General features: G+C 64.4%; 21 protein-coding genes and 1 pseudogene. 11 read left to right on the top strand and 11 right to left on the bottom strand.

What is annotated here, in order from left to right:
- Positions 1-38: 38 nt before the first annotated feature.
- The 7 genes from acpP to U6958_RS08970 form a co-directional block, all read right to left on the bottom strand.
- A complete protein-coding gene (gene acpP, locus U6958_RS09000; RefSeq protein ID WP_003058049.1) occupies positions 39-278 on the bottom strand; it encodes an acyl carrier protein in 240 nt (79 codons plus the stop codon).
- A 149-nt stretch (positions 279-427) separates the two neighbouring features.
- Entirely contained in the window at positions 428-1,174 is a 747-nt protein-coding gene (gene fabG, locus U6958_RS08995) for a 3-oxoacyl-ACP reductase FabG (RefSeq protein WP_016451176.1), read from the bottom strand.
- A complete protein-coding gene (fabD, locus tag U6958_RS08990) occupies positions 1,171-2,115 on the bottom strand; it encodes an ACP S-malonyltransferase (RefSeq protein ID WP_034347649.1) in 945 nt (314 codons plus the stop codon). The genes fabG and fabD overlap by 4 nt, the downstream gene beginning before the upstream one ends.
- A 57-nt stretch (positions 2,116-2,172) precedes the next feature.
- On the bottom strand, positions 2,173-3,150 hold the full coding sequence (locus tag U6958_RS08985) for a beta-ketoacyl-ACP synthase III (protein WP_016447796.1): 978 nt from the start codon (positions 3,148-3,150) through the stop codon (positions 2,173-2,175).
- A gap of 5 nt (positions 3,151-3,155) precedes the next feature.
- A complete protein-coding gene (plsX, locus tag U6958_RS08980; protein ID WP_016451174.1) occupies positions 3,156-4,196 on the bottom strand; it encodes a phosphate acyltransferase PlsX in 1,041 nt (346 codons plus the stop codon).
- A gap of 113 nt (positions 4,197-4,309) precedes the next feature.
- Positions 4,310-4,492 carry a 50S ribosomal protein L32 gene (rpmF, locus tag U6958_RS08975; RefSeq protein ID WP_012207072.1) on the bottom strand — a complete coding sequence of 61 codons (183 nt, stop codon included), beginning with the start codon at positions 4,490-4,492 and terminating at the stop codon, positions 4,310-4,312.
- A gap of 137 nt (positions 4,493-4,629) precedes the next feature.
- Positions 4,630-5,187, bottom strand: coding sequence for a DUF177 domain-containing protein (locus U6958_RS08970; protein ID WP_074921057.1), 558 nt, complete (start codon positions 5,185-5,187; stop codon positions 4,630-4,632).
- A 25-nt stretch (positions 5,188-5,212) separates the two neighbouring features.
- On the opposite strand from U6958_RS08970, the gene U6958_RS08965 reads away from it, so the two are divergent.
- Together U6958_RS08965 and U6958_RS08960 are read left to right on the top strand one after the other, a co-directional pair.
- Entirely contained in the window at positions 5,213-5,833 is a 621-nt protein-coding gene (locus U6958_RS08965) for a Maf family nucleotide pyrophosphatase (RefSeq protein ID WP_016447799.1), read from the top strand.
- Positions 5,830-6,621, top strand: a complete 792-nt coding sequence (locus U6958_RS08960; RefSeq protein ID WP_074921058.1) for an SAM-dependent methyltransferase — start codon at positions 5,830-5,832, stop codon at positions 6,619-6,621. Before U6958_RS08965 ends, U6958_RS08960 begins: the two co-directional genes overlap by 4 nt.
- An 81-nt stretch (positions 6,622-6,702) precedes the next feature.
- Here the strand turns inward: U6958_RS08960 and U6958_RS08955 are convergent, their stop codons facing one another.
- The 4 genes from U6958_RS08955 to U6958_RS08940 are packed head-to-tail and all read right to left on the bottom strand — an operon-like array spanning position 6,703 to position 9,941.
- Positions 6,703-7,749, bottom strand: a complete 1,047-nt coding sequence (locus U6958_RS08955; RefSeq protein WP_016451171.1) for a S49 family peptidase — start codon at positions 7,747-7,749, stop codon at positions 6,703-6,705.
- A gap of 1 nt (position 7,750) precedes the next feature.
- Positions 7,751-8,119, bottom strand: coding sequence for a Rieske 2Fe-2S domain-containing protein (locus U6958_RS08950; protein ID WP_016451170.1), 369 nt, complete (start codon positions 8,117-8,119; stop codon positions 7,751-7,753).
- A 49-nt stretch (positions 8,120-8,168) separates the two neighbouring features.
- Positions 8,169-8,855, bottom strand: coding sequence for an HAD family hydrolase (locus U6958_RS08945; RefSeq protein WP_074921059.1), 687 nt, complete (start codon positions 8,853-8,855; stop codon positions 8,169-8,171).
- 24 nt (positions 8,856-8,879) lie between these two features.
- Positions 8,880-9,941, bottom strand: a complete 1,062-nt coding sequence (locus tag U6958_RS08940; protein ID WP_016447804.1) for an RluA family pseudouridine synthase — start codon at positions 9,939-9,941, stop codon at positions 8,880-8,882.
- Positions 9,942-10,476: 535 nt separating this feature from the next.
- Between U6958_RS08940 and U6958_RS08935 the strand changes: the two genes are divergently transcribed.
- The 9 genes and pseudogenes from U6958_RS08935 to U6958_RS08895 all read left to right on the top strand — a co-directional run bounded on the left by U6958_RS08935 (position 10,477) and on the right by U6958_RS08895 (position 23,650).
- Complete coding sequence (locus U6958_RS08935; protein WP_047326614.1) at positions 10,477-13,590, top strand: Rne/Rng family ribonuclease; 3,114 nt, start codon at positions 10,477-10,479, stop codon at positions 13,588-13,590.
- A 107-nt stretch (positions 13,591-13,697) separates the two neighbouring features.
- Complete coding sequence (gene yaaA / locus U6958_RS08930; RefSeq protein ID WP_016447806.1) at positions 13,698-14,483, top strand: peroxide stress protein YaaA; 786 nt, start codon at positions 13,698-13,700, stop codon at positions 14,481-14,483.
- A gap of 78 nt (positions 14,484-14,561) precedes the next feature.
- On the top strand, positions 14,562-15,446 hold the full coding sequence (locus U6958_RS08925; RefSeq protein WP_074921060.1) for a 2OG-Fe(II) oxygenase: 885 nt from the start codon (positions 14,562-14,564) through the stop codon (positions 15,444-15,446).
- A 155-nt stretch (positions 15,447-15,601) separates the two neighbouring features.
- Positions 15,602-16,450, top strand: coding sequence for an NADPH-dependent 7-cyano-7-deazaguanine reductase QueF (gene queF / locus U6958_RS08920; protein ID WP_016447808.1), 849 nt, complete (start codon positions 15,602-15,604; stop codon positions 16,448-16,450).
- A 723-nt stretch (positions 16,451-17,173) separates the two neighbouring features.
- Positions 17,174-17,407, top strand: a complete 234-nt coding sequence (locus U6958_RS08915; protein WP_143044501.1) for a hypothetical protein — start codon at positions 17,174-17,176, stop codon at positions 17,405-17,407.
- Positions 17,408-17,619: 212 nt separating this feature from the next.
- On the top strand, positions 17,620-22,878 hold the full coding sequence (locus U6958_RS08910) for an RCC1 domain-containing protein (protein ID WP_167368396.1): 5,259 nt from the start codon (positions 17,620-17,622) through the stop codon (positions 22,876-22,878).
- Between the two features lie 46 nt (positions 22,879-22,924).
- Positions 22,925-23,101: a hypothetical protein gene (locus tag U6958_RS08905; RefSeq protein ID WP_244160452.1), complete on the top strand. Its 177-nt coding sequence runs from the start codon at positions 22,925-22,927 to the stop codon at positions 23,099-23,101.
- Between the two features lie 140 nt (positions 23,102-23,241).
- Positions 23,242-23,286, top strand: a pseudogene (locus U6958_RS08900) (hypothetical protein); the annotation flags it as partial.
- A 190-nt stretch (positions 23,287-23,476) separates the two neighbouring features.
- Positions 23,477-23,650 (top strand): hypothetical protein, encoded by a 174-nt coding sequence (locus U6958_RS08895; protein WP_244160453.1) that lies wholly within the window; start codon positions 23,477-23,479, stop codon positions 23,648-23,650.
- The last annotated feature ends 176 nt before the right edge of the window (positions 23,651-23,826 follow it).

The following is a 23,826-nucleotide window of genomic DNA, read 5'->3' as shown; positions in this document are numbered from 1 at the left end:
CGTAAAACCTTCTGCTGATCGCTCGGGTCAGGGCCCTGTCAGGCCTTCTGGTGGGTGTTGGCGTAGTCGATGGCGTTTTGCACCGTCGTGATCTTTTCCGCGTCTTCGTCGGGGATCTCGATGCCGAATTCATCTTCCAGGGCCATCACCAGCTCCACCGTGTCCAGGGAGTCAGCACCCAGATCAGCCACGAAGGCCTTTTCGTTGGTGACTTGAGACTCTTCAACGCCGAGTTGTTCGGCAATGATTTTTTTGACACGTGCTTCGATATCGCTCATGGTTTCCCTCTGGGGGTTGTGAATGAACCCGCGATTCTAGCCGTTTCGGACCTTACGCCCTCTTCAGCCGGCCGTCGCGAGGAAACGGCCTCTTCGGTTGCAAGCAACGGCGGCTTCTGGCAGGGATCTGCCCGCAGCCGCCGCAGCGCTTACATGTACATGCCGCCGTTGACGTGCAATTCCTGGCCGGTGACGTAGCCTGCGCCCGCCGATGCGAGATAGGCCACGGCATGGGCGATGTCGCTGGGCTGGCCCAGATCACCCATGGCGATCTGCGATTTCAGGGCATTTTTCTGCTCTTCAGGCAGCTCCGCCGTCATGTCGGTGGCGATGAAGCCCGGAGCCACGCAATTGACCGTGATGCCGCGGCTGCCCAGTTCACGGGCCAGCGCACGCGTCATGCCGGCAACGCCGGCCTTGGCAGCTGCATAGTTGGCTTGACCGGGGTTTCCGGAGGCACCAACGACGCTGGTGATGTTGATGATGCGTCCGAAGCGCTGCTTCATCATGGGCCGAATGGCCGTACGGCTGACTCGGAAAACCGCCTTGAGATTGGTGTCGATCACCGCATCCCAGTCATCGTCCTTCATGCGCATGGCCAGGGTGTCGCGCGTGATGCCGGCATTGTTGACCAGCACATGCAGGCCACCGTCATTCTTGACGATGCTGTCGATCAGGGCATCGACGGCGGTCACGTCCGTGACATTGAGGTTCACGCCACGGCAGCCTTCATGGGCCGACAGGGCCTGGTTGATCTTCTCGGCACCACCATCGGTGGTGGCCGTGCCGATCACGCGGTAGCCGCGTGCTGCCAGCTCCTGGGCAATGGCGGCACCGATGCCGCGCGAGGCACCCGTCACCAGGGCAACCTGGGGCTTGTTCTGGTTGTCAGTCATGCGAGGGATTCTTTCACGTCGGCCAGCGTGGCCGGGTCATAGAGGGCAGCGGCCGTCAGGTCCGCGTCAATCCGCTTGGTCAGGCCCATCAGCACCTTGCCGGGACCGCACTCGACGAGGTGGACGACGCCGCGGGCCTTCATGGCCTGAACGCATTCCACCCAGCGCACCGGGCCGAAGGCCTGGCGATACAGCGCATCGCGAATGGCGTCGGCATCCTGCTGCACAGTCACGTCGATGTTGTTGAGCACTGGGATGCGCGGCGCAGCCAGCACGGTGGCAGCCAGCGCCGCCTTGAGCTTTTCGGCCGCAGGCTTCATCAGGCTGGAATGGAAAGGCGCCGACACCGGCAGCGGCAGCGCACGTTTGGCGCCTGCGGCCTTGAGGGCCTCGCAGGCCTTCTCGACAGCCGCCTTGCTGCCGGCAATCACGGTCTGCGAGGGGTCGTTGAAATTCACGGCCTCGACGACTTCCGCACCACCCAATGCCGCCGTGACTTCTGCGCAGCCTGCGCGCACCTTGTCGGCATCCAGCCCCAGGATGGCAGCCATGGCACCGGTTCCCACGGGAACGGCCTCCTGCATGGCAGCCGCGCGCAGCCGCACCAGCGGCGCAGCCTGGGCCAGGGTCAGCACACCTGACGCGACCAGGGCCGTGTACTCACCCAGCGAGTGGCCCGCCACAACGTCGGGCAGCGCGCCGCCTTCGGCCTGCCAGACGCGCCAGGCAGCCACACCGGCCACCAGCATCACGGGCTGGGTATTGGTGGTGAGCGCCAGAGCTTCCTTCGGCCCCTGCTGGATCAGCTGGCCGATGTTTTCGCCGAGGGCATCGGAGGCTTCGACCAAGGTCTGGGCCACGACGGGATGGTCACCCCATCCGTCGAGCATGCCTACCGATTGCGAACCCTGACCAGGAAAGACGAATGCAAACTTCTTCATGATTTTCAAAAATAAAGGCCGCGCCATGGGCACCTGCCCTCAGGCAGGCATCCCGCATCACATCTTGAGAAGTACCGCGCCCCAGGTGAAGCCGCCGCCAACACCTTCCAGCAGCACGGTCTGACCGGGCTTGACCTGGCCACTGCGCACGCCGTGGTCCAGCGCCAGGGGGATCGAGGCAGCCGACGTGTTGCCATGCTGGTCCACCGTCACCACCACCTTGTCCATGGACAGCTTGAGCTTGCGCGCCGTGCTTTGCATGATGCGGATATTGGCCTGATGGGGGATCAGCCAGTCGATGTCGGCATCGGTGAGCCCTGCCTTGTCCAGCGTGGCGCGAGCGGCCTTCTCCAGCACGCCGACCGCCAGCTTGAACACGGCCTGCCCATCCATCTTCAGCAGCGGATCACCGAGGATCTGGCCACCGGAGACATTGCCTGGCACGCACAGGATGCCGACATGCTTGCCGTCGGCATGCAGGTCGGAAGCCAGGATGCCTGGCTGCTCGGACGCCTCCAGCACCACGGCTCCGGCACCGTCACCGAACAGCACGCAGGTCGTCCGGTCGTTGAAGTCCAGGATGCGGCTGAATACTTCGGAGCCCACCACCAGCGCGCGGCTCGCAGCGCCGGACTGGATCATGGCGTCGGCCACGGTGAGGGCGTAGACAAAGCCGCTGCATACGGCTTGCACATCAAAGGCCGCACAGCCATTGGCGCCGAGCTTGTTTTGCAGGATGCATGCCGTGGACGGGAAGACCATGTCCGGCGTCGATGTGGCGACGATGATCAGGTCGATATCCTGCGGCTGGCAGCCGGCGGCTTCCAGCGCCTTCTTCGATGCCTCCAAGGCCAGATCGCTGCTGGCCACTTCTGGCGCGGCAAAGTGTCGGGCATGGATGCCGGTGCGCTCGACGATCCACTCGTCCGAGGTCTCGATGCCGCGCTGGGCCAGTTCGGCTGCCAGATCGTGATTGGTGAGTCGGCGGGGTGGCAGGTAACTGCCCGTGCCGGTGATGCGTGCGTAGCGTCTCATCTGTATTAGGGCGCCGACGGTCCCGATTCCGACTGCGCAGCCAGCAACAGAGGCAGGGCTGCGGAGATACGGGTACGGACACGGTCGAGCAGGTTGTTGCGGGCCGCATCATACGCGCGCTTCAGCGCGTGCTCGAAAGCCAAGGCATCGGCCGATCCATGGCTTTTGAAGACCAGCCCGCGAAGGCCCAGCAGCGCCGCGCCGTTGTAGCGGCGATGATCCACGCGCCTCATCAAAGCAGTTAGCACCGGATAGGCAACGATGGCCGCCATTTTGGTGAAGATGTTGCGCTTGAACTCCTGCTTGAGGGCATTGGAGATCATGGACGCCACCCCCTCGGAAGACTTGAGAGCCACGTTGCCCACAAAGCCATCACAGACCACGACCTGGGTCGTGCCCTTGAAGATGTCGTTGCCTTCGACGTTGCCGTAGAAATTCAGATGACCGGCCTTGCCGGCCGCGCGCAGCAGTTCGCCAGCGCGCTTGATGACCTCGCTGCCCTTGATCTGCTCCTCGCCAATGTTGAGCAGACCCACCGAGGGCGCCTCTTCGTTGTTCAGGGCAGACACCAGGGCCGAGCCCATGACGGCGAACTGCAGCAGATGCTCGGCCGAGCAGTCCACATTGGCACCCAGGTCCAGCACCGTGGTGGCCTCGCCCTTGGCATTGGGCAACTGGGGCGCGATGGCAGGGCGATCAATGCCATCGAGTGTCTTGAGCAGGTAGCGCGAGATGGCCATCAGCGCACCCGTGTTTCCAGCCGACACAGCAGCGGCAGCCGCGCCATCCTTGACTTGCTGGATGGCGATGCGCATGGAGGAATCCTTCTTCCTGCGCAGCGCCATCTCGATCGGATCATCCATGCCGACCACTTCCGAGGCCGGCACCACACTGGCGCGCTCATGCGCAAAGCCAGCCAGCGCATCGGGCTGGCCGACCAGCAGCAGCCGGGCATCGGGGTGGGAATCGAGGAACTGGCGGCACGCCGCAAGCGTGACGCGGGGGCCGTGATCACCCCCCATGCAGTCAACGGCCAAAGTGATCATGTGCGACTGGCAAGCCTGTTGCAAGGCCTGGAAAGATAGGAGCAACCATCAGAAAAAACAAAAGCCCGCGCTACGAAAACTGTAGCCGCGGGCCCTGCGGGAACGGTCGAAGATCAGGCTTCGGACTTGTTCTTCAGCACTTGACGGCCGCGGTACACGCCGTTGGGGCTGATGTGGTGACGCAGATGGGTTTCACCGGTGGTGGGTTCCACGGCAATGCCAGGCACATTCAGTGCGTTGTGCGAACGGTGCATACCGCGCTTGGAGGGGGACTTCTTGTTCTGCTGAACAGCCATGATGGCTCCTGTGTATCTGAAAAGGGTTGGTAAAAAACGCGATCAGCCCATTAAAGACACGAGGGGGTTTCGCGCGAAGCCCTTGATTATAGCGCAATCGCTTTTCCCGGCCTCGGCCTTTTTTCCGGACATCGCAATCAGTCGGCTGACTTGCCCACATCCAGCCCGCGCAGCACGGCAAATGGATTGGGCTTGTCCTCGATGGCCTGCTCGAAGTCTGCGTCGCTGGACTGCATGCTCACCGGCTCGGGGCAGCTGTCGTGGCGTGGCACCACAGGCAACTCCATGAGCAGCTCATCCTCTATGAGTTCAAGCAGGTTGAATTCGCGGCTGAGCACCAACAGGTCCTCGTCGCTCTCGTCATCCTCGGACTCGGCCGTGGTCTCGTCCGCAACAAAGCGGAAAGACCTATCGACCTGGAGGGAGATGGGCGCCACAGTGAGGCAGCGTTGGCACACCATCGGAACGACAGCATCGGCCTGCAGATGCAGCCAGACCTGGCCCGAACCGCCGGTTTGCTCGACCAGTTCGCCGTCAGCCTGCCAGTGCACCTCGCCGTGCCCATCAGCGGCATCCGGCTGCGCATCCTCGGCCAGACGAGGAAAGGTCGAAAGCGCCGACTGACCCTGGAGATGGCCCGCCGATTGCGCAAAAGCGCGAACATCGAGACGGACCGCAGAAAATTCCTTGCTCATGCGGGCAGTGTAAGAGAATCCGGGCATGCAAGCTTCCCACCTCGCCTTAGCCCAGGCTCCCGGCCTGGCACGCCCCCTGATCCTTGGTTCCACCTCACGCTACCGCCGCGAACTTCTGGAACGGCTGCAACTACCATTCCAGACCGTGTCCCCGGAAGTCGATGAGACACCGCTGACCGGCGAAACACCGCATGCACTTTCGTTGCGACTGGCCCTGGCCAAGGCACAGGCCGTGGCGGCGCTGCACCCGGGCGCCGTCGTCATCGGCTCCGATCAGGTACCCGAGCTGGATGGCATGCCGCTGTCCAAGCCCGGCACCCACGAGCGCGCCACCGAACAACTGCGCCAGATGAGCGGGCGCCAGATGAATTTCCACACCGCCGTGAGCGTGGTCTGCCGGGAAAGCGGCTTTGCCGAGACCGATGTGGTCACCGTCCAGGTCCGGTTTCGTGATCTCAACGACGCGGAGATCGAACGCTACCTGCGCGCCGAACAGCCCTATGACTGCGCAGGCAGCGCCAAGAGCGAAGGACTGGGCATCGCGCTGCTGGATGCCATCGTCAGCGACGACCCCACGGCGCTGATCGGCCTGCCGCTGATCCGCACCTGCCAGCTGCTGCGCGCCGCAGGAGCCGTGCTGCCATGAACGATGCTGCAACCCAACCCACCAAAGGAACGCTCTATCTGGTGCCCGCGCCGCTGGACTTCGGCTGCGACGAGCAAATGCCGCTGACGCAGGTCCTGCCCGATGGAACACTGCGCACCGCTGCACGCCTGACCCACTGGATCTGCGAAAACGCCAAAAGCACGCGCGCCTACCTGAAGCGCATTGACGCACTGCACGCCCTGGCCCAGCCCTTGCAAGCCCAGCAGATCACAGAACTGCCGCGCGAGGCCCACAAGAAGGGCGACCACGGCGACAAGGGCGCGGCGGTCTTCGATGCCAAGCCACTGCTCGCCCCCTTGCTGCTGGGCCACGACATGGGACTGGTCAGCGAGGCCGGAATGCCCGCCGTGGCCGACCCCGGCAGCTCCATCGTGCGCGCCGCGCATGATCTGGGCATACGGGTCGTGCCCCTGATCGGTCCGGTGTCGTTGCTGCTGGCCCTGGCCGCCAGCGGACTCAACGGACAGAACTATGCCTTTGTGGGGTACCTGCCGCAGGACGCTGGCGGGCGGGTTCAGCGCATCAAGGAGCTTGAAACCCTGGCATTGCGCCAAGGCCAGACCCAGCAGTTCATAGAGACGCCCTACCGCAACGCCGCGCTGTGGCAGGCCTTGCTGCAGACGCTGCAACCCCATACGCGCCTGGCGCTGGCCTGCGGCCTGACACTGGAGAGCTCCCGCATCGAAAGCCGTCTGGTGCGCGAATGGCGCCAGCACAAGGAAGTGCCGGACAACCGCACGCCGGTGGTGTTTTCCATCGGTCGCTGAGACTGTCTTACTCGATGAGCAAAAAAAGCCCGCCTTCCACAAGAAGGCGGGCTTTTTGCATCTTGGCAGACGCCAGGGAAATCAGCGCAGAGACGGAAGGCTGGAGCGCAGCGCCTGAACGGCACCTCCACCGAAGGCCGCGCCAAAACGCTTGGCCAGGCGCTCGGCCACGTTGTCGCGGCGCGTGTAATCCACCACCTCTTCCGCCTTGACCACTTCACGGGCCACGTAGTCAAGACTGCCCAGCTTGTCGGCCAGGCCCATCTCCACGGCCTGCTGACCCGTCCAGAACAGGCCGCTGAACGTCTCGGGCGTCTCGTGCAGGCGATCGCCACGGCCGGCCTTGACCACATTGATGAACTGCGAGTGGATCTGGCCCAGCATCTGATGGGCATGGGCGCGCTGTGCTTCGGACATGGGACTGAACGGGTCCAGGAAGCCCTTGTTCTCGCCAGCCGTCAGCAGGCGGCGCTCCACGCCCAGCTTTTCCATGGCGCCCGTGAAGCCGAAGCCATCCATGAGCACGCCGATGCTGCCCACGATGCTGGCCTTGTCGACAAAGATCTCGTCGGCCGCCGCAGCAATGTAATAAGCAGCCGAAGCGCAGGTTTCCTCCACCACGGCATACAGGGGCTTGTCGTACTTGCCCTTGAGCCGCACGATTTCGTCATTGATGATGCCGGCCTGCACCGGGCTGCCGCCTGGCGAGTTGATCAGCAGCACGACGGCACGCGAGCCCGAGTCCTCGAAGGCGCTGCGCATGGCGGCCACCACGAATTCCGCGCTGGCGTCGGCGCCTGCAGCGATCTCGCCCTTGACCTCGACCACTGCGGTATGCGGAGAGGAGCTGGTCGTGGTCGCCGTGTCCTTGGCAAACAGCACCCACAGGACCACCAGGATGAGTGCCGTCCACAGCAGGCGGCCGAAGAGGCGCCAGCGGCGCGAGGCGCGCTGCTCGTTGATGGTGGCGAAGACCAGCTTTTCCAGCACGTCCCGCTCCCAGCCGCTCGATGCCGCCGTTCGCGCATCGGCAGCCGCCGCGGCGGGCGTGGCCCGGGCCCACAGGTCCGCCCCCGGGGAAGGGTGCGATGCGGAGCCAGGATTTTCCGGGGGTATGGGGGAAGTCATGTCAGAACTCGACGGGTTTCAGGTTATCGGCAGTATGCCAGTGCACCACCCCCGCGCTTTCGCTCAGGGAGATTTTCACCAGGCCGCCACGGCAGGGGCCGCCAGCGCAGGCGCCGCTGTCCGGCGCATAGACCGCACCATGGGTTGCGCACAGCAACCAACGCCCGGAATCATCGAAAAAGCGGTCTGGCTGGTAGTCCATCTCCATGGCCACGTGCGTGCAGCGGTTCAGATAGGCATGCGCCTGTCCCTCGAAGCGGATGGCGAATGCGCGACAGGCATGCCCCGCGTAGACCACGTCGAAAGGCACGGCATTCGCACCTTCCTGCAAGGCCTCGCTGGCACACAAAACGATGCGATCAACCGTCACCAGCGCACCTCACAAGCATGGATTCCCGCGCTGACGCGGGCATGACGACTCAACCATGGGCCAGCAGCCACTGATGCAAATCCGCAACACTCTGCGCCACATGCAACGGCTGCAGCACGCCAAAGCCGTCGGTGGGATGCGCGCCATAGCCCACGCCCACGCTGGCACAGCCAGCATTGCGGGCCAGTTCCAGATCGTGCGTGGTGTCGCCGATCATCAGCACGCGGCCAGGCTCCACGCCGAATTCGGCCATCAGCTCCTGCAGCATCAGCGGGTTGGGCTTGCCGGCGGTTTCGTCCGCCGTGCGCGAGCTGTCGAACATGCCGCGCAGTTGCGGGTCCTGCAGCGCTTCGTTCAGACCGCGCCGGCTCTTGCCCGTGGCCACGGCCAGCAGGTGGCCGCGCTCGCGCAGCGCCGCCAGCATGGGCAGCACGCCGGCGAACAGGCTGATGTCGTCCTGATGCTTGATGAAATGGTGGCGATAGCGGTTGCCCAGCTCCGGGTATTTCTCGGGCGACACATCGGGCGCCGCACGCGCCAATGCCGGCATCAGCGCCATGCCGATCACATAGGAGGCCGCCTCATTGCTGGGGGGCGTGCCTCCCACATCGGCCACGGCCGCCTGAATGCACTTGACGATCACCGCGGTGGAATCCGACAGCGTCCCATCCCAGTCGAAGGCGATGAGGTCGAAGCGGCGCGCACGGTATATCTCGGAAGAACCAGGAGTTGTCATGTCTGCAAGGAGTCAAATCCGGCGTCAGCCGGCGAAACGGGCCAGCTCCTCGGGAAGCTCGGCGCGCAATTCCACCCGCTCACCACTGGACGGGTGTGTGAACTGTAGCCGCCATGCGTGCAGGAACATGCGTTTGAGCCCCTGTTTCTGCAACCGGCGGTTCAGGTCGAAGTCCCCGTACTTGTCATCCCCCGCAATCGGGTGCCCCTGGCTGGACAGGTGCACGCGGATCTGGTGCGTGCGCCCGGTCTTGATGGTCACCTCCAGCAGGCTCATGGCCGGCAGACCCAGCAGGGGCTGGGGCGCCAGCGTGCTGCGAACGCGCACCAGCGTGACGGAGCGCATGCCGTCAGGATCATCGGCCGTGGTCACCCGCACGCGGCGCTCGCCGTCGGCCTGCAGGTATTTGTGCAGCGGCAGATCAATCACCTTGCGATTGGCAGGCCAGGTGCCCTGGACCAGCGCCAGATAGGTCTTGCCGGTTTCGCGCTCGCGGAACTGGTCCTGCAGATGCGTCAGCGCCGAGCGCTTCTTGGCCACCAGCAAGATGCCGGATGTCTCGCGGTCGAGCCGATGCACCAACTCCAGAAAGCGGCTTTGCGGCCGCGCCTGGCGCAATTGCTCGATGACGCCAAAACTCACGCCCGAGCCTCCGTGCACGGCCACACCGGCAGGCTTGTCGATGGCAATCAGATGCTCGTCTTCCAGCAGACTGGGGAAATCCCTGGCGGGTGCAGGCCGCTCGGCCTTTTCGGCGACTTTTTCGGAAATGCGCACGGGCGGCACGCGAACGACATCGCCGGTCGAGACGCGGGTTTCCGCACTGACGCGCCCCTTGTTGATGCGCACTTCTCCACTGCGGATGATGCGATAGACATGGGTTTTGGGAACGCCCTTGAGATGGCGTATGAGAAAGTTGTCCAACCGCTGTCCGGCCGAATCGTCATCGACTTCGATCAGCCGCACTGCGGCAGTGGCTGCGTTCAGGGAACGGTCGTCTGCCGGTTTGCCCTCTATAATGTGTTTCACCTGTGCCGAACTATTTATAAGTGGTTGATTCTCATGGAGTTTAGTCCAAACAACCATTTCCCCGCACAGGCAGGTCGATGCCATCCGGTGTCATGCACGCGAAACAGCAGGAAAAGATGGCCTGCGAAGTTCGTCGTTGCATCGGTTGTGGCTGACGAATTGAAACACTGATACGGAATCTCAAGCTGGCAGAAGGGGTCGGACCCGGCGTCCGCCGCTGCCAGCGGATCAAAAGCGAGCATGTGGATCTTTTGGGCATGGATGGTCACGCTGTGGAGCAGGAAAACGCCTGCGCCCAGGATCATTGCCGCCCCCAAGCCTCCCGCCTGCCCTGCACGTGCAGCAGCTTCGCTTGAAGCTGGACGGCGTGCCTCTCTCATCGCTCTCGTCCCCCTGCCCTTGCCCCCATTGCTGACTTGAGCCAGGTCTCAAGAAGCAAGGCATTCGGCGATTCCTTTCGTTTCAATGCGTCAGTCCGGCATCTCGGCTCCCTCGCGAGCCTGTCTTTGATTACAAGTCAAAGGCGTGACGGTCTGGCAGCAGAGGCTGCACCCCGGCGCGCCCCAGAGAAAACGAATAAAGGAAACGCATCATGAAACGGATGCTCATCAACGCCACGCAGTCGGAAGAGCGGCGCCTTGCCATCGTCGATGGACAAAAGCTCCTCGACTACGAGATCGAGATCGAAGGACGCGAGCAGCGCAAGGGCAACATCTACAAGGCCGTGGTCACGCGCGTGGAGCCCAGCCTTGAGGCCTGCTTCGTCGACTACGGCGAGGACCGCCACGGCTTCCTGCCCTTCAAGGAAATCTCCAAGCAGTATTTCGCCGAAGGCGTCTCGCCCAGCCAGGCCCGCATCAACGAAGTCATCCGTGAAGGCCAGGAACTGATCGTCCAGGTCGAGAAGGAAGAGCGCGGCAACAAGGGCGCGGCCCTGACCACCTTCATCTCGCTGGCCGGCCGCTATGTGGTGCTGATGCCCAACAACCCGCGCGGCGGTGGCGTCTCGCGCCGCATCGAGGGCGAGGACCGTGCCGAACTCAAGGAGGCGATGGACCAGCTCGAGTACCCCAAGGGCATGTCCATCATTGCGCGCACCGCCGGCATCGGCCGCACCGCGCCCGAGCTGCAGTGGGACCTGAACTACCTGCTCAAGCTGTGGAACGCCATCGACGGCGCAGCCAAGTCGGCCAAGGGCGCCTTCCTGATCTACCAGGAATCGAGCCTGGTGATCCGCGCCATCCGCGACTACTTCAACGGCGACATCGGCGACATCCTCATCGACACCGACGACATCTACGAGCAGGCGCAGCAGTTCATGCAGCACGTCATGCCCGAGCATGCCGCCCGCGTCAAACGCTACCGCGACGATGCCCCCCTGTTCAGCCGTTTCCAGATCGAGCACCAGATCGAATCGGCCTACGCGCGCACCGTGACCCTGCCCTCGGGCGGCGCCATCGTCATCGATCACACCGAGGCCCTGGTCTCCATCGACGTGAACTCGGCCCGCGCCATCAAGGGCGGCGACATCGAGGAAACCGCCACCCGCACCAATCTGGAAGCCGCCGACGAAGTCGCGCGCCAGATGCGCCTGCGCGACCTGGGCGGCCTGATCGTCATCGACTTCATCGACATGGAGGAGAGCAAGAACCGCCGCGAAGTCGAGAATCGCCTGCGCGACGCGCTGCGCCAGGACCGTGCGCGCGTGCAGTTCGGCACCATCAGCAAGTTCGGCCTCATGGAAATGAGCCGCCAGCGCCTCAAGCCCGCCCTGTCCGAAGGCGCGCACATCAACTGCCCGCGCTGCGGCGGCTCCGGTCATATCCGCGATACGGAAAGCTCTGCGCTGCAGATCCTGCGCATCATCCAGGAAGAGTCCATGAAGGACAACACGGCCGCCGTGCACTGCCAGGTGCCCGTGGAAGTGGCCAGCTTCCTGCTCAACGAAAAGCGCGGCGAGATCACCAAGATCGAACTCAAGCAGCGCGTCAACGTGATCATGGTCCCCAACAAGTCCATGGACACGCCGCACTACAAGCTCGAGCGCCTCAAGCACGACGATGCGCGCCTGGAAAGCATGGAAGCCAGCTACAAGCTGGCCGAAGAGCTGGACACCGAAACCACGGTGACACGCCGCTCGCAGGAGCCCACCAACAAGCAGACACCCATGATCAAGGGTGTGCTGCCGGACATGCCGGCTCCCATTGCCGAGCCTCGTCCCGAAGGCAGCCGCAACCGCCCGGCCAACGGCCAGCAGCGCGACGCCAAGCCAGCAGCCACGGCGGCAGCGCCCGCACCGGCCGCCGCCCCCGTCGTGGTCCGCGAACAAGGCTTCTTTGCCTGGCTCAAGAGCCTGTTCGGCTTTGGCGCGGCACCTGCGCCGGTCGCAGCGCCCGTGCCGGCTGCCGAAGCCCCCGCACGCGAAGGTCGCCGTGACGGCCGCAACGACAGCCGTGGCCGCCGCAACGAACGCAATGGCGAGCGTGGTGGTGAGCGCACCGAGCGCAGCGGTGAGCGCGCCGGCGCCCCCAACGCCGAGCGCCAGGCTGGCGGTGGCGATCGCAACCGCCGCAATGCCGAGCGTGGCGAGCGCACGGAACGCGGTGAACGTGGTGAGCGCCCGGATCGTGGCGAGCGCGGTGAACGCACCGACCGCGGCGAACGCCGCGGCCGTGGCGAGCGCAGCCGCGACGGCGAAAACCGCCAGCCGCTGGAGGCCGTGAACGCCTCCGCAGCCCTGGCGGCAGATGGCAGCACCCTCGAGCAGCGTCCCGAGCGCGCGCCGCGTGGCGACCGCCAGGAACGCGGCGAAGGCCGCCGCGAGCGCGGTGAACGAGGCGAGCGTGGAGATCGCGCCGAACGCGGTGAACGCAGCGAGCGCCAGCCCCGTCAGTTCGAAGTCGCGCCCGAGTCCGAAGAAAAGCTGGACAACCAGGCCCAGCAGCAGGACCAGTCCCTGGACAACGCTGCTCCCGCCTCCGGCGAAGAGCAGCCGCGCCAGCGTCGTTCGCGCGACCGCTACGGCCGTGACCGCCGCGAGCGTGGCGATCGCGGTGACCGTGCAGAGCGCGCGCCGCGTGAAGCCGAAGGCGAAGCCGTGCAGTCCTTCGAGGCCTCCGTGCCCGAGCAGGACCAGCAGCCAGCCCGTCGCAGCTACTTCAACGCCGCCAACTCTGCTGCCGAAGTCCAGGCCCCCGAAGCCGTGGCCGAAGCCCCAGTGGCCGCACAGCCTGCGGCAGTTGTGGAAGTGCAGCAACCCGTCGCGGTGCCCGAGCAGCAGAGCGCGGCCTTCGCGCCGGTCGCACCGGCCCCCGTGGCGGCCCCTGCCGTGACGGCAGACGTGCCAGCACCTGCTGCACCTGCCGCTTCTGCTGCTTCTGCCGCAGCCGAGCCCGCTGCAGCCAAGGCCGCTGAGGCAACCGCAGAACGCGGCCTGCCCAAGGTCCAGGCCTACCAGTTGCCCGTGTCCGAGCTGCAGGCGCTGGCCGCCGCCTCGGGCCTGCAATGGGTGGGCTCCGATGCCGACAAGGTGGCCGCTGCGCAGGCAGCCATCGCGGCCGAACCGCAGCCCGAGCGCGTCGTGCGCGAGCGCCCGCCCATGGTCGTGCTGGATGACGGTCCTCTGATCCTCGTGGAAACACGCAAGGACCTGAGCGACCTGCAGCTGCCATTCGAGCAGCAACCGCAGGGCGTGGCCCATGTCTGACCACAGACAGTGACGACACAGGGGCCCTCGCGGCCCCTGTTTGTTTCTGCCGCCACCCCCGTCCATCTGTCTTTCCTCCCTCTCTATCCTGGAGCTTGCGTCCCGCCATGCTGTTGCTGCTCTCCCCCGCCAAATCGCTGGACTACGACACACCGCTGCCGCCGAAGCTGCCACACACGCTTCCCGTCTTCTCCGAACAGCCGCTGGAGCTGATCGAAGTGCTGCGCCGCCAATCGCCGCAGCAACTGTCGGAACTCATGGGCATCAGCGACAAGCTGGCTGCGCTCAACGTGGCGCGCTACGAGGCCTTCAGCCCTCGCTTCACGGCCACCAATGCCCGCCAGGCGCTGCTGGCCTTCAACGGTGATGTCTATGAAGGCCTGCAGGCGCGCAGCCTGGACGCCGAAGACCTGGACTGGGCGCAGCAGCACATCGCCATCCTCAGCGGCCTGTACGGCGTGCTGCGTCCGCTGGACCGCATGCAGCCCTACCGCCTGGAAATGGGCACCCGGCTGGAGACCGCGCATGGCAGCAACCTCTACCAGTTCTGGGGCAGCCGCATTGCCGAGTACCTGAACCAGCGCGCGGCCCGGCAGCCGGCGGGCGAGCGCGTCGTCGTCAACCTGGCTTCGCAGGAATACTTCAAATCGGTAGACTTGAAGCACCTCAAGCCCCCGGTGGTGGAATGCGCGTTCGAGGATTACAAGAACGGCGCCTACAAGATCATCAGCTTCCATGCCAAACGCGCGCGCGGGCTGATGGCACGATTTGCCATACAGCAACGCGCTCGCAGCGCGGCTGAACTCGAAGCCTTCGATCTGGAAGGCTACGCACTGGCGCCAGCTTCCTCGACGCCTGCGCGCCTGGTGTTCCGCCGCAAGACCGCTGACTGAGCCTCGCCGGCCACCGGCCGGCCCCGGCCTCGATGCCTTTGGAGTCCATTCACTGCGGCAAGGGCCGCACTGCACGCCATGAGCCTCAAATCCTCACCAGATTCCCCGAGCACCGCGCAGGACCTGCCGGCGGGTCTCACGCCTGAACTCATGCAATGGGTACGCGACCAGCGCGCATCGGGCATAGGGCCTGCGGCCCTGCTGCGCTCCATGCGCGACGTGGGCTGGAGCGAAGAACTGGCCCGGCGGGCGTTGGGCCTGCCCCACCAAGGCGAAGCGGCGCCACCGGCCGTCGTCGTCTCGGCCTCCTCGCTGCCCGAGCCGGACCTCTCCCAGGACCCCACCAGCATCGATGTCGGCGACCGCAAGGTCCAGGTACTGGTCAGCATGCGCAACCCGCGCATCGTGGTCTTCGGCAACCTGCTCTCGCATGAGGAGTGCGACGCCATCATCGCCGCCGCGCGTCCGCGCATGGCGCGCTCGCTCACCGTGGCCACGCAAAGCGGCGGTGAAGAGATCAATGACGACCGCACCAGCAACGGCATGTTCTTCCAGCGCGGGGAAACCGGCATCGTCCGCCAGCTGGAAGAACGCATCGCCCGCCTGCTGCGCTGGCCGCTGGACCACGGCGAAGGCCTGCAGGTACTGCACTACGGCCCGGGCGCCGAGTACAAGCCCCACCACGACTACTTCGCGCCCGGCGAACCCGGCACGCCCACCATCCTCAAGCGCGGCGGCCAGCGCGTGGGCACGCTGGTCATCTACCTGAACGAGCCCGAGCGCGGCGGCGCCACCATCTTTCCCGAAGTGCCACTGCAAGTGGTTCCGCGCCGGGGCAACGCCGTCTTCTTCAGCTATGAGCGCCCCGACCCCTCCACGCGCACCCTGCACGGCGGCGCGCCCGTGCTGGCCGGCGAAAAATGGATCGCCACCAAATGGCTGCGCGAGCGCGAATTCCACTGAGCACCATCGGACCCGGGCGTACCCACCCTTATTGACCTTATATGGCCGCCCATGCCTGCGGGCATGGAAATTCAGTTAGCTTCAAAGCCTGGGTCCACGCGCTCCGCGCGGACCGTCCAGGCCTGACCAGCGCCGGCACGGCCGGCCCTTTTTCCATGAACACTCCCGAACAATCCCAGCTGGGCAAAAGCTCTGCCTACATCGACCAGTACGCCCCCTCGCTGCTGTTCCCCCTGCCCCGCGCGCCCAAGCGCGAGGAAATCGGCATTCAGGGAAGCCAGATGCCCTTCTTCGGCGCCGACCTGTGGACGGCGTTCGAACTGTCCTGGCTCAACCTGCGCGGCAAGCCGCAGGTGGCGCTCGTGCATTTCACGATTCCCTGCGAGACCCCCAATCTCATCGAAAGCAAGTCGTTCAAGCTCTACCTCAACAGCTTCAACAACACCCGCCTGGCCGACGCTGCCGAAGTCCAGGCACGCCTTCGCACCGACCTGGCCGAAGCACTATGGCGAGGCAGCGAGCAAAAGGGCAGCATCGGCGTGAAGATCATCGGCCTGGACCGCTTCGACCAGGAAATGGTGCAGGAACTGGACGGCCTGCTGCTGGACCGCCTGGACGTGGAATGCACGCAGTACCAGCCCGCCCCAGAGCTGCTGCACGCCAACCACGAGGAAGCGCCCGTCACCGAGACCCTCGTCAGCCACCTGCTCAAGAGCAACTGCCTGGTCACAGGCCAGCCCGACTGGGGCAGCGTGCAGATCCGCTACAGCGGCGCGCAGATCGACCAGGAAGGCCTGCTGCAATACCTGGTGAGCTTCCGCAACCACAACGAATTCCATGAGCAATGCGTGGAACGCATCTTCATGGACATCTGGACCCGCTGCCGCCCCATCAAGCTCTCGGTGTACGCACGCTACACGCGCCGTGGCGGCCTGGACATCAACCCGTTCCGCACCAGCCATCCTGGCGCGCTGCCGGCCAACGTGCGCTCTGCACGGCAGTAAAAGAGGCGGCCGGCCATCCTCAAGCCGGCCGTCATTTCAAGCTTTTCACCGGCATGCCGACGCCGCAGCGGCATGCCCGCACTCCTGCCCATCGAGCCCCGCGCCCAGGCTCCTGTCGGCGGCCCGCACCTGAATTCTGAAAAATAGGAATCGTCCTGCATCGATTCAGATTGACTTTTCAGATCACTCTATTTGAGCCTATTTCGCCTCGATTTATCTGCCACGGATGGATCGTCGAAAACACGGAATTCACTAAATAGCTTGCTATTGAAATGGCAGCAAAAATCTCCGTCGATGCATTCAGAAACATCGTCAGGAGTTGTCTTAGAGACAAGCGAGAAAAAAGTTCATAGGCTTGGCGGCACAAGAAATGACTTCAGGCAGCAATGAATCGCCGCCTGAAAGTCAGGCATAGGCAGGTGCCTTTTTCATGCCAATGCCCCACGCAGAACTGTCCTGGCGCACAGCGCCAAAGCGGCAGTCCACCGCCAACCTTGAGGGAGAGACCATCCATGCATCGCTTTCATTCAGCGCCTTGACGCAGTGCGCTGACGCCAAGGCCAAGGCCCCGCGCCTGGGCACGGCTGATTCCCTGCGCATCCGCAATTCGGAAGAACCGCCAGCCACCGCCCTCGTGCCCGCTTATTCCTGAATTGCGTTTTCCCTTTTTCCCGTTTTCTGCGATTAGCGCGGCTTCCCACTATGGCCCCCGTGTATGCGCTCATGTGCAACGCCACGGAGCAGCCTGCGGGCCAGTACATCCAGCATATGGCCGAAATGGTGCCGCCACTGGTGCAGGCCACCGTCTCAACCGTAGAGATCAACAAACAGGCCATGCAGCAGACCCAGAACTTGCTGCATGCGCCTATGTACTTGCAAAACGCGATCTTGCAGGCACGCCAGTGCCTGGGCCAATCCCGGCAGATGACGGTGGTGGCTGACCGCGAATGGTCATAACGTTCAAGAAAGGTACTTCCATGAATGCTGCCCACGCCACACCCCGCCCGGTCTGGAGCCCCGCCTTGTCCGGGACAGTGGCTGCGCTGGCGGTCAGCGCGCCCGGCTCGGCCCTGGCGCAGGTCTTGCCACCCCAGGTCATCGTCACCTTTGGCCCGGCCCCGGTGGCCGTGCCTCTGGGGCCGTCGCACCTGTTTATAGCCTTGGGCGTAATGCTGCTGGCACTGGTTCTGGCCCGCATGGGCAAGCTGCGCGGTTCAGGCGCCTTGCCGTGCATGGCCGCCTTGGCGGTGGCTGCCGGGTTGTTGGGCATGGATACGGTGCGCGCGCAGCTTCCGCAGCAAACGCTCGATCTGCGCCGCAGCCCCGCAATGCTGCAGATACAGCCAGGTCAGAATAACAGCGTGCTGGTACGCAACAAAACAGGCCAGCCCGTGGTGCTGAGAAGCATTGGCCTGAGCAATGACAGTGCCAACGAATACAGTATCACCACGACCATCTGCAAGCCAGGCCTGCGGCTGCAGAACGAGGCGAGTTGCGCCGTGGAGGTGATACACACCACTAGTGGTGGTGGCGGCGGTGGCACCGGAGGAGGGGGCGGCGGTGGTGGCAGCGGTGGCTTTATCGATAACCCGCAAGGTCCTGACGATTTTGCCGACCGCGCACAAGCGCTGGCCGACGGAGACTCGCGCCTGCCCCCCAGCACGCCCGAGCAACTCGAACAATCCTTCAAGACCGACAAACCCCCCGGCAGCGCCGCGCGCAGCCAGCGCCTGCGGCGAAATCACAGCATGGTACTGGCGGCCGTCGATCCCGAACCCCGCTGGCACAAAACGCAGATCAGCACCAGTTTTATCGTGGCCGAGCCGGGCGGCAGCTATGCGGTCGAGCTTGCCAGAATCGACCCGGCAGGCCAAAGCCTGGGCCCGTTGCGCAAGGCCGATCAGGCGCGGCTGCGCTTTGAGCTGCGCGTGCAACAAGGCAGCGGCACGGTTGACTACGTGCCCGCGCATACCCACAAAGACTACCTGCGCTGGGACGACGCCAACCCTGGCCGCTTGCGTATCGGCGTGCCAGCCGGCATGCAAAAGGGGCGCCTGCTCATCGGCATTCGTCCCGACCTGGGCGACAAGGGGCAAAACGCCATTGCCGAGCGCTGGAGCGTGCCGCTGGTGGTTGAGGTATGGCCCAGGCGTGCGGGCGTACGGCCGATCGAGGTGGGCCGCATCCTCTACCCGGCCCGTTTCAGCGAAGGCATACAGCCCAGTCCAAGCAGCGTCTTCAGCATGCCCGAGATTGCCGAGCACCTGCGCCAAGCCTATGCCACGCTGCCGGGCGCAGTCCTGCTCAAGCCGCTGGTAGTGGCGGGCGCCGGCCTGGCCGAAGGCCAGCTGGTGGATGCACGCATTCCGCACCCCGAAGGAGGCAGCTACCCCTACGGCGGCAGGGTGCTGCGCGTGGTGGAGGGCAGTGGCGGACAGCAACTGGCCATTCTGGACTTTGACCTGGCCGCCACCTATGAACTGCTGCCGGGGGACCCGTTGGTGAGGGAAGGGGTCATGCCCGAGTTTGTCACCTACCGCCAGGGGCCGTCGCAGCAGGCCCCGGGGGACATGAGCGAACCCGAACTGGAATACTTTGGCCCCGAGGAGCGCAGCGGCATCAAGGCCCGAGAGGCCTGGCAGGACGGCAAAGTACTGGCGCAAGCCAAGATCAGCGTGGCCCCCAGCTGCAATGCCAGCGGCAGCATGAGCCTGACGTTCACCCCCATATTGCAGATTTCGCCGCAGGTTGACGTGGGCATCGAATACACCGTCGCGGCCAACGGTACCAAGGTGGAATGCTCGGCCAAGATCGATGGCGCAACAGATATTGTCTCCTCGCTATCCACGGGGCTGCCACTGGCGCGTCTGGCGTCGCTGGTGGGGATCAAGCTCGAAGCCGGCCCCTATGGCGAGGCCAAGATCGGGCTGACGCCCAAGTCCGACACCGGAGTGGCGGTGTTTTTCAGCCAAACGGGCCAAGTGAGCTATCGCGACGGCATGGCATCGCCCCAAGTGCAGATGAGCAGCGGTGACGCCGCCAGCGGCAAGGGACTGGACGGCGCGCCCTGGGGGCTGGACGTAGGTCTGGGCAGCGGTGTGGGCGTGGGCGTGGCGCTCAAACTTGAGCCTTTCTCCCTCTTTGGCGGCACCTTTCAGGTGGTGAGCCTGGAGGCCAAGGCCGAACTGGGCATGGGCACGGCGGTGGACAATCGCAATGCGGCGGCGGTCAAGCAGTGGAGCGATGCGTCGAATGCATCGTTCAGCCTCAAGCCCGAGGTCAGCGTGCTGGCATCGTCGGGTTTTGTGGTTTTTTTGAGCTTCCTGGGGCTGAAGGCCGAGGTGGGCGCAGGCGTTTCCCTCAAGCTCATCGATAGCAAAGTAGAGGCCAACTATGCCATCCAGGAGGTAAAGGATGCCGGCGACGGCACAGGCTCGGTGTCGTTCAAAGAGCTGACGCTGCCGTCAGTGCTGAAATCCATTTTTGCTGGCAGCACTGCGGGCTATGCCAGCCTGCAGAACAGCTCGGTATACAACGACCCCACCGGCAACATCACCTACGAACTGGACGAATGCGACACCCGGGGCGGCACCATCAGCACGCCGCTGGTAGCCTGCAAAGGTGGCCTGTTTTGCGGGAAGGCCGACAGGAATGCTGATTTCTGCAAGGCCACCTGGGTGTCGCCGGTGATGGCATCGGCCTATGTGGGCGATACGGCCAGCACTACAGGCACAGCTGGCACCCAGGGATCGGCAAGCGTCAATGCAAGCCTGGCCGGCTCGCCGCTGCGGCCGGCGCCAGCCGTGCTCACGCTGCCCGGTGGCGGCCGCCAAAGCTTTAGCGCCAGCGCGGCATGCACCGCGCGCGGCGTAACCCAAGGCAAGATACAGCTATCGGTAGGCGGCAAGGTGGCGGATGAGCAGCCGAATACCTTGGTATGCAACTGCGAGCCGGGCAGCAAGGACTGCGACCGCACCTGGGCCTCGCCCCATTTGGTGACGGCCGACGGCCTTGCCTACGACTATGTGGCCAGCGGCGACTACATCCTGGCGCGCGTGCACGATGCCGATGAAGAGCCGGTGCATGGGTTTGAAGTGCAGTCCCGTTTTTTGCCTGGCTACGACGTTTCATGGCCGCAGGCGGCAGCCATGCAGGTGGGCAATGATGTGGTGGAAGTGCGAGCAGTTCCGTTCGCTCCAGCGGGAATGGAGTGGGTCGGATATGTCAACACGCTGGAGCTGCATGTCAATGGGCAGCTGTTGGCAAGCCTGAGCGACGACGGCTTTTGGAACGGATTGCGCCGCACACGGGTGCAAAACCTGCCGTCTGGCGGACTGGTCTATTTTGATGATTTTGCCGGACGTGGCGGCGGTGCCTATTGGGCGCCCCGCGCTGTCACAGTGCTGTGGCCGCAGAATGGCCCGTTTGCGGAATATGCGGTCAAGCTATCGACGCCGTATTTTGAACAAGGCACAGCCAAGGCAGACAGCTTTTCGCTGATGGAACTCCAGATCATCCGGCCAGCGGCGATGCAGGGCGCGGCCCGGGGCATGCTGGGCAACAACGACGGCAGCCCCGGCAACGACCTTATCCGCCGCAATGGCGAAGTGCTGGCGCATGGCAGCACCTTGAGCTGGACGGCACTGTATGCGCTGTTTGGCGGCGACTGGCTGGTCAAGCCGCAGGAGTGCTTGTTTGGCAGCGGCTGCATGGCCCAGCCAAGCTTCCCAGAGAAGGCCGTGGTGTTGAGCGATAAACAACGCAAGCTGGGCGAAATTGCCTGCGCTGGCTTGACGGGCTACTACCGCGAAGCCTGCATCCACGATGTGGGCCTGTCCGGCTCCATCGAACTGGTCAAGGATTACTACGCCAATACCGCAGATCTGAACGCCATGGCCGACAAGCTGGTGACCCCCGGTGTGGATCTACCGATGTATGTGCTGTCGTCCATGGGCGCAAGAGCCAGCCTGCCGGATTACCCCGACAAAGGCTTTCGGCAGGCCTACCAGGTGACGCACCAAAAGGGCAAGGGCCAGTTCATGTTGACGATTCGACCGCCACGCGGCGCTTCGGCTTTCTTTAGCGCAGGGGGTGCCGGCGCCTTGAAGCAAAGCTTGGCGGCAACAGACGGTCTGGAGGTTTCGGTGGATGTGCAGTGCGAAACGCCCGACCCTGCCTGGGTGAAATTGGGCGATGCCTGGGCGCGCAATGGTGCCGTACAACTGTGGGCAGTGGATCCACTGTTTGGGTTTGCATCTCGCTTGCTGGGCGAAAAATCGCTTTTCTGTGGTATCGCCGCAGGCCAGCTGGTAGCGGGGAGAGCGCATTCTTTGATTCTGAATGGCGAAGGCGAGCTATGGGCATGGGGCAAGAACAACCTCGGTCAGTTGGGCGATGGCACGAGCACCGAGCGAAACCGGCCCGTGCAGGCGGCCCTTGCACCGCTGGACGGCAGCAAGGTCGTGGCGCTTGCTACACGCACCAACCACACTCTGGCGCTCGATGACCAAAGCCGTCTATGGGCCTGGGGTGATAACTTTTACGGTCAGTTGGGCGATGGCACGGGAACCGATCGAAACCGACCGGTGCAGGTGGACCTTGCACCGCTGGACGGCAGCGAGGTTGTAGCAGGTGTTGCAGGTACTTTCCACACTTTGGCGCTCGATGAGCAAGGCCGTCTATGGGCCTGGGGCCTGAACTACGGTGGTCAGTTGGGCGACGGCACAAACGCCAGTCGAAACCGGCCCACGCAGGTGGACCTTGCGCCGCTGGATGGCAGCAAGGTCGTGGCGGTTGCTTCAGGCACCTTCCACACTTTGGCGCTCGATGAGCAAGGCCGTCTATGGGCCTGGGGTCTGAACATCTCCGGTGAGTTGGGCGATGGCACGGCCATAACTCGAAACCGGCCCGTGCAGGTGGACCTTGCAGCGCTGGACGGCAGCAAGGTCGTGGCAATTACTGCAGGCGACGACTTCACTCTGGCGCTTGATGAGCAAGGCCGTCTATGGGCCTGGGGTAGGAACAACTCCGGTCAGTTGGGCGATGGCACGGCCATAGCTCGAAACCGGCCCGTGCAGGTGGACCTTGCAGCGCTGGACGGCAGCAAGGTCGTGGCAGTTACTGCAGGCGACGACTTCACTCTGGCGCTCGACGAGCAAGGCCGTCTATGGGCCTGGGGTAGGAACAACTCCGGTCAGTTGGGCGATGGCACGAACACCAATCGAAACCAGCCCGTGCAGGTGGACCTTACACCGCTGGACGGCAACAAGGTCGTGGCGCTTGCAGCAGGCACCGACCACACTTTGGCGCTCGACGAGCAAGGCCGTCTATGGGCCTGGGGTAGGAACAACTCCGGTCAGTTGGGCGATGGCACGACCGTAGGTCGAAATCGGCCCGAGCAGGTCGATCTTGCGCCGCTGAAGCCGTAGCAGCCCGCCCTGGCCTCAGGGCAATCGCCTTTGCCCCCTCAGGCGCGTGGCACCCGACATCAACGCCCCCGTCCTCCAGAACCTGCCCGTGGGCAGCCTTGTGCAAGTGCTGCCCCAGGCCCCGCAGGCCCAGTTCTCGGCCGTGCGCATTGATGACCGGCTGGGCTGGGCCGAGACCCAGTGGCTTTCGCCCCTGACCTCCGCAACCGGCAGCCCCCAATGATCGACCTTGAAATCATCCACCCCGACGGCCGGCGCTAGCCGCTGAGCGTGCCCGACATGTGCTCCATCGGCAAAGGCTCCCAGTGCGAAGTCCGCCTGGACAACTAGGAGCATGCACGCCTTTTCACCAGCCCCTCGGGCGTGCTGATCGACGACGCAGGCAGCTTCGGCGGCGTGCAGGTCAACGGCCAGCGCATCCAAGCACAGTACGGCCCGCTGCAAAACGGCGACATCATAGGCATAGGCCCTTTCCAGTGCGCATCCTGGCGCACGGCGACCGGCCGTACGCTGCACCGCATGCGGCCAACTCAAAGGCCTCTGCCCACGCACCTGCTGCAGTTCCTGCCGCAGTGCCCGCCCTCCGATACCGCTCATCGTGAAGCACAGCGGGTCGTTCAGGAAAAAGGAGGAGCCCCAGGCCGGCATCAATCTGCTGGAGTCCAGGGACGTGGTGATCGAAGGCAATGTGTTCGAGCAGATCGCAGTGCCGGTGCGCAAGGATGCGGCCAGTTCTACGCCGGAGAGCGGAAACACCTTGCGGAGCCAGTGATGGAACCAGCACCGGCTATTGCCAGCGATGTCACGCAGGCCACGCCCATCGAGCACAGCACCCGCTACCCCGAGATCAACAGCCGCAGCGTGATGCTGGACATCTATGGCCCGCTGCCGGCCACACTGGCCGGCTACCGAGGCCTCTCCTCTCAGCCACAGCCGAGCCCCGACGGT

Source organism: Delftia lacustris, assembly GCF_040267515.1.
Lineage (GTDB): Bacteria > Pseudomonadota > Gammaproteobacteria > Burkholderiales > Burkholderiaceae_C > Comamonas > Comamonas tsuruhatensis.
Note: the sequence above shows the minus strand (reverse complement) of the source record. Positions and strands in the feature narration are given on the sequence as shown.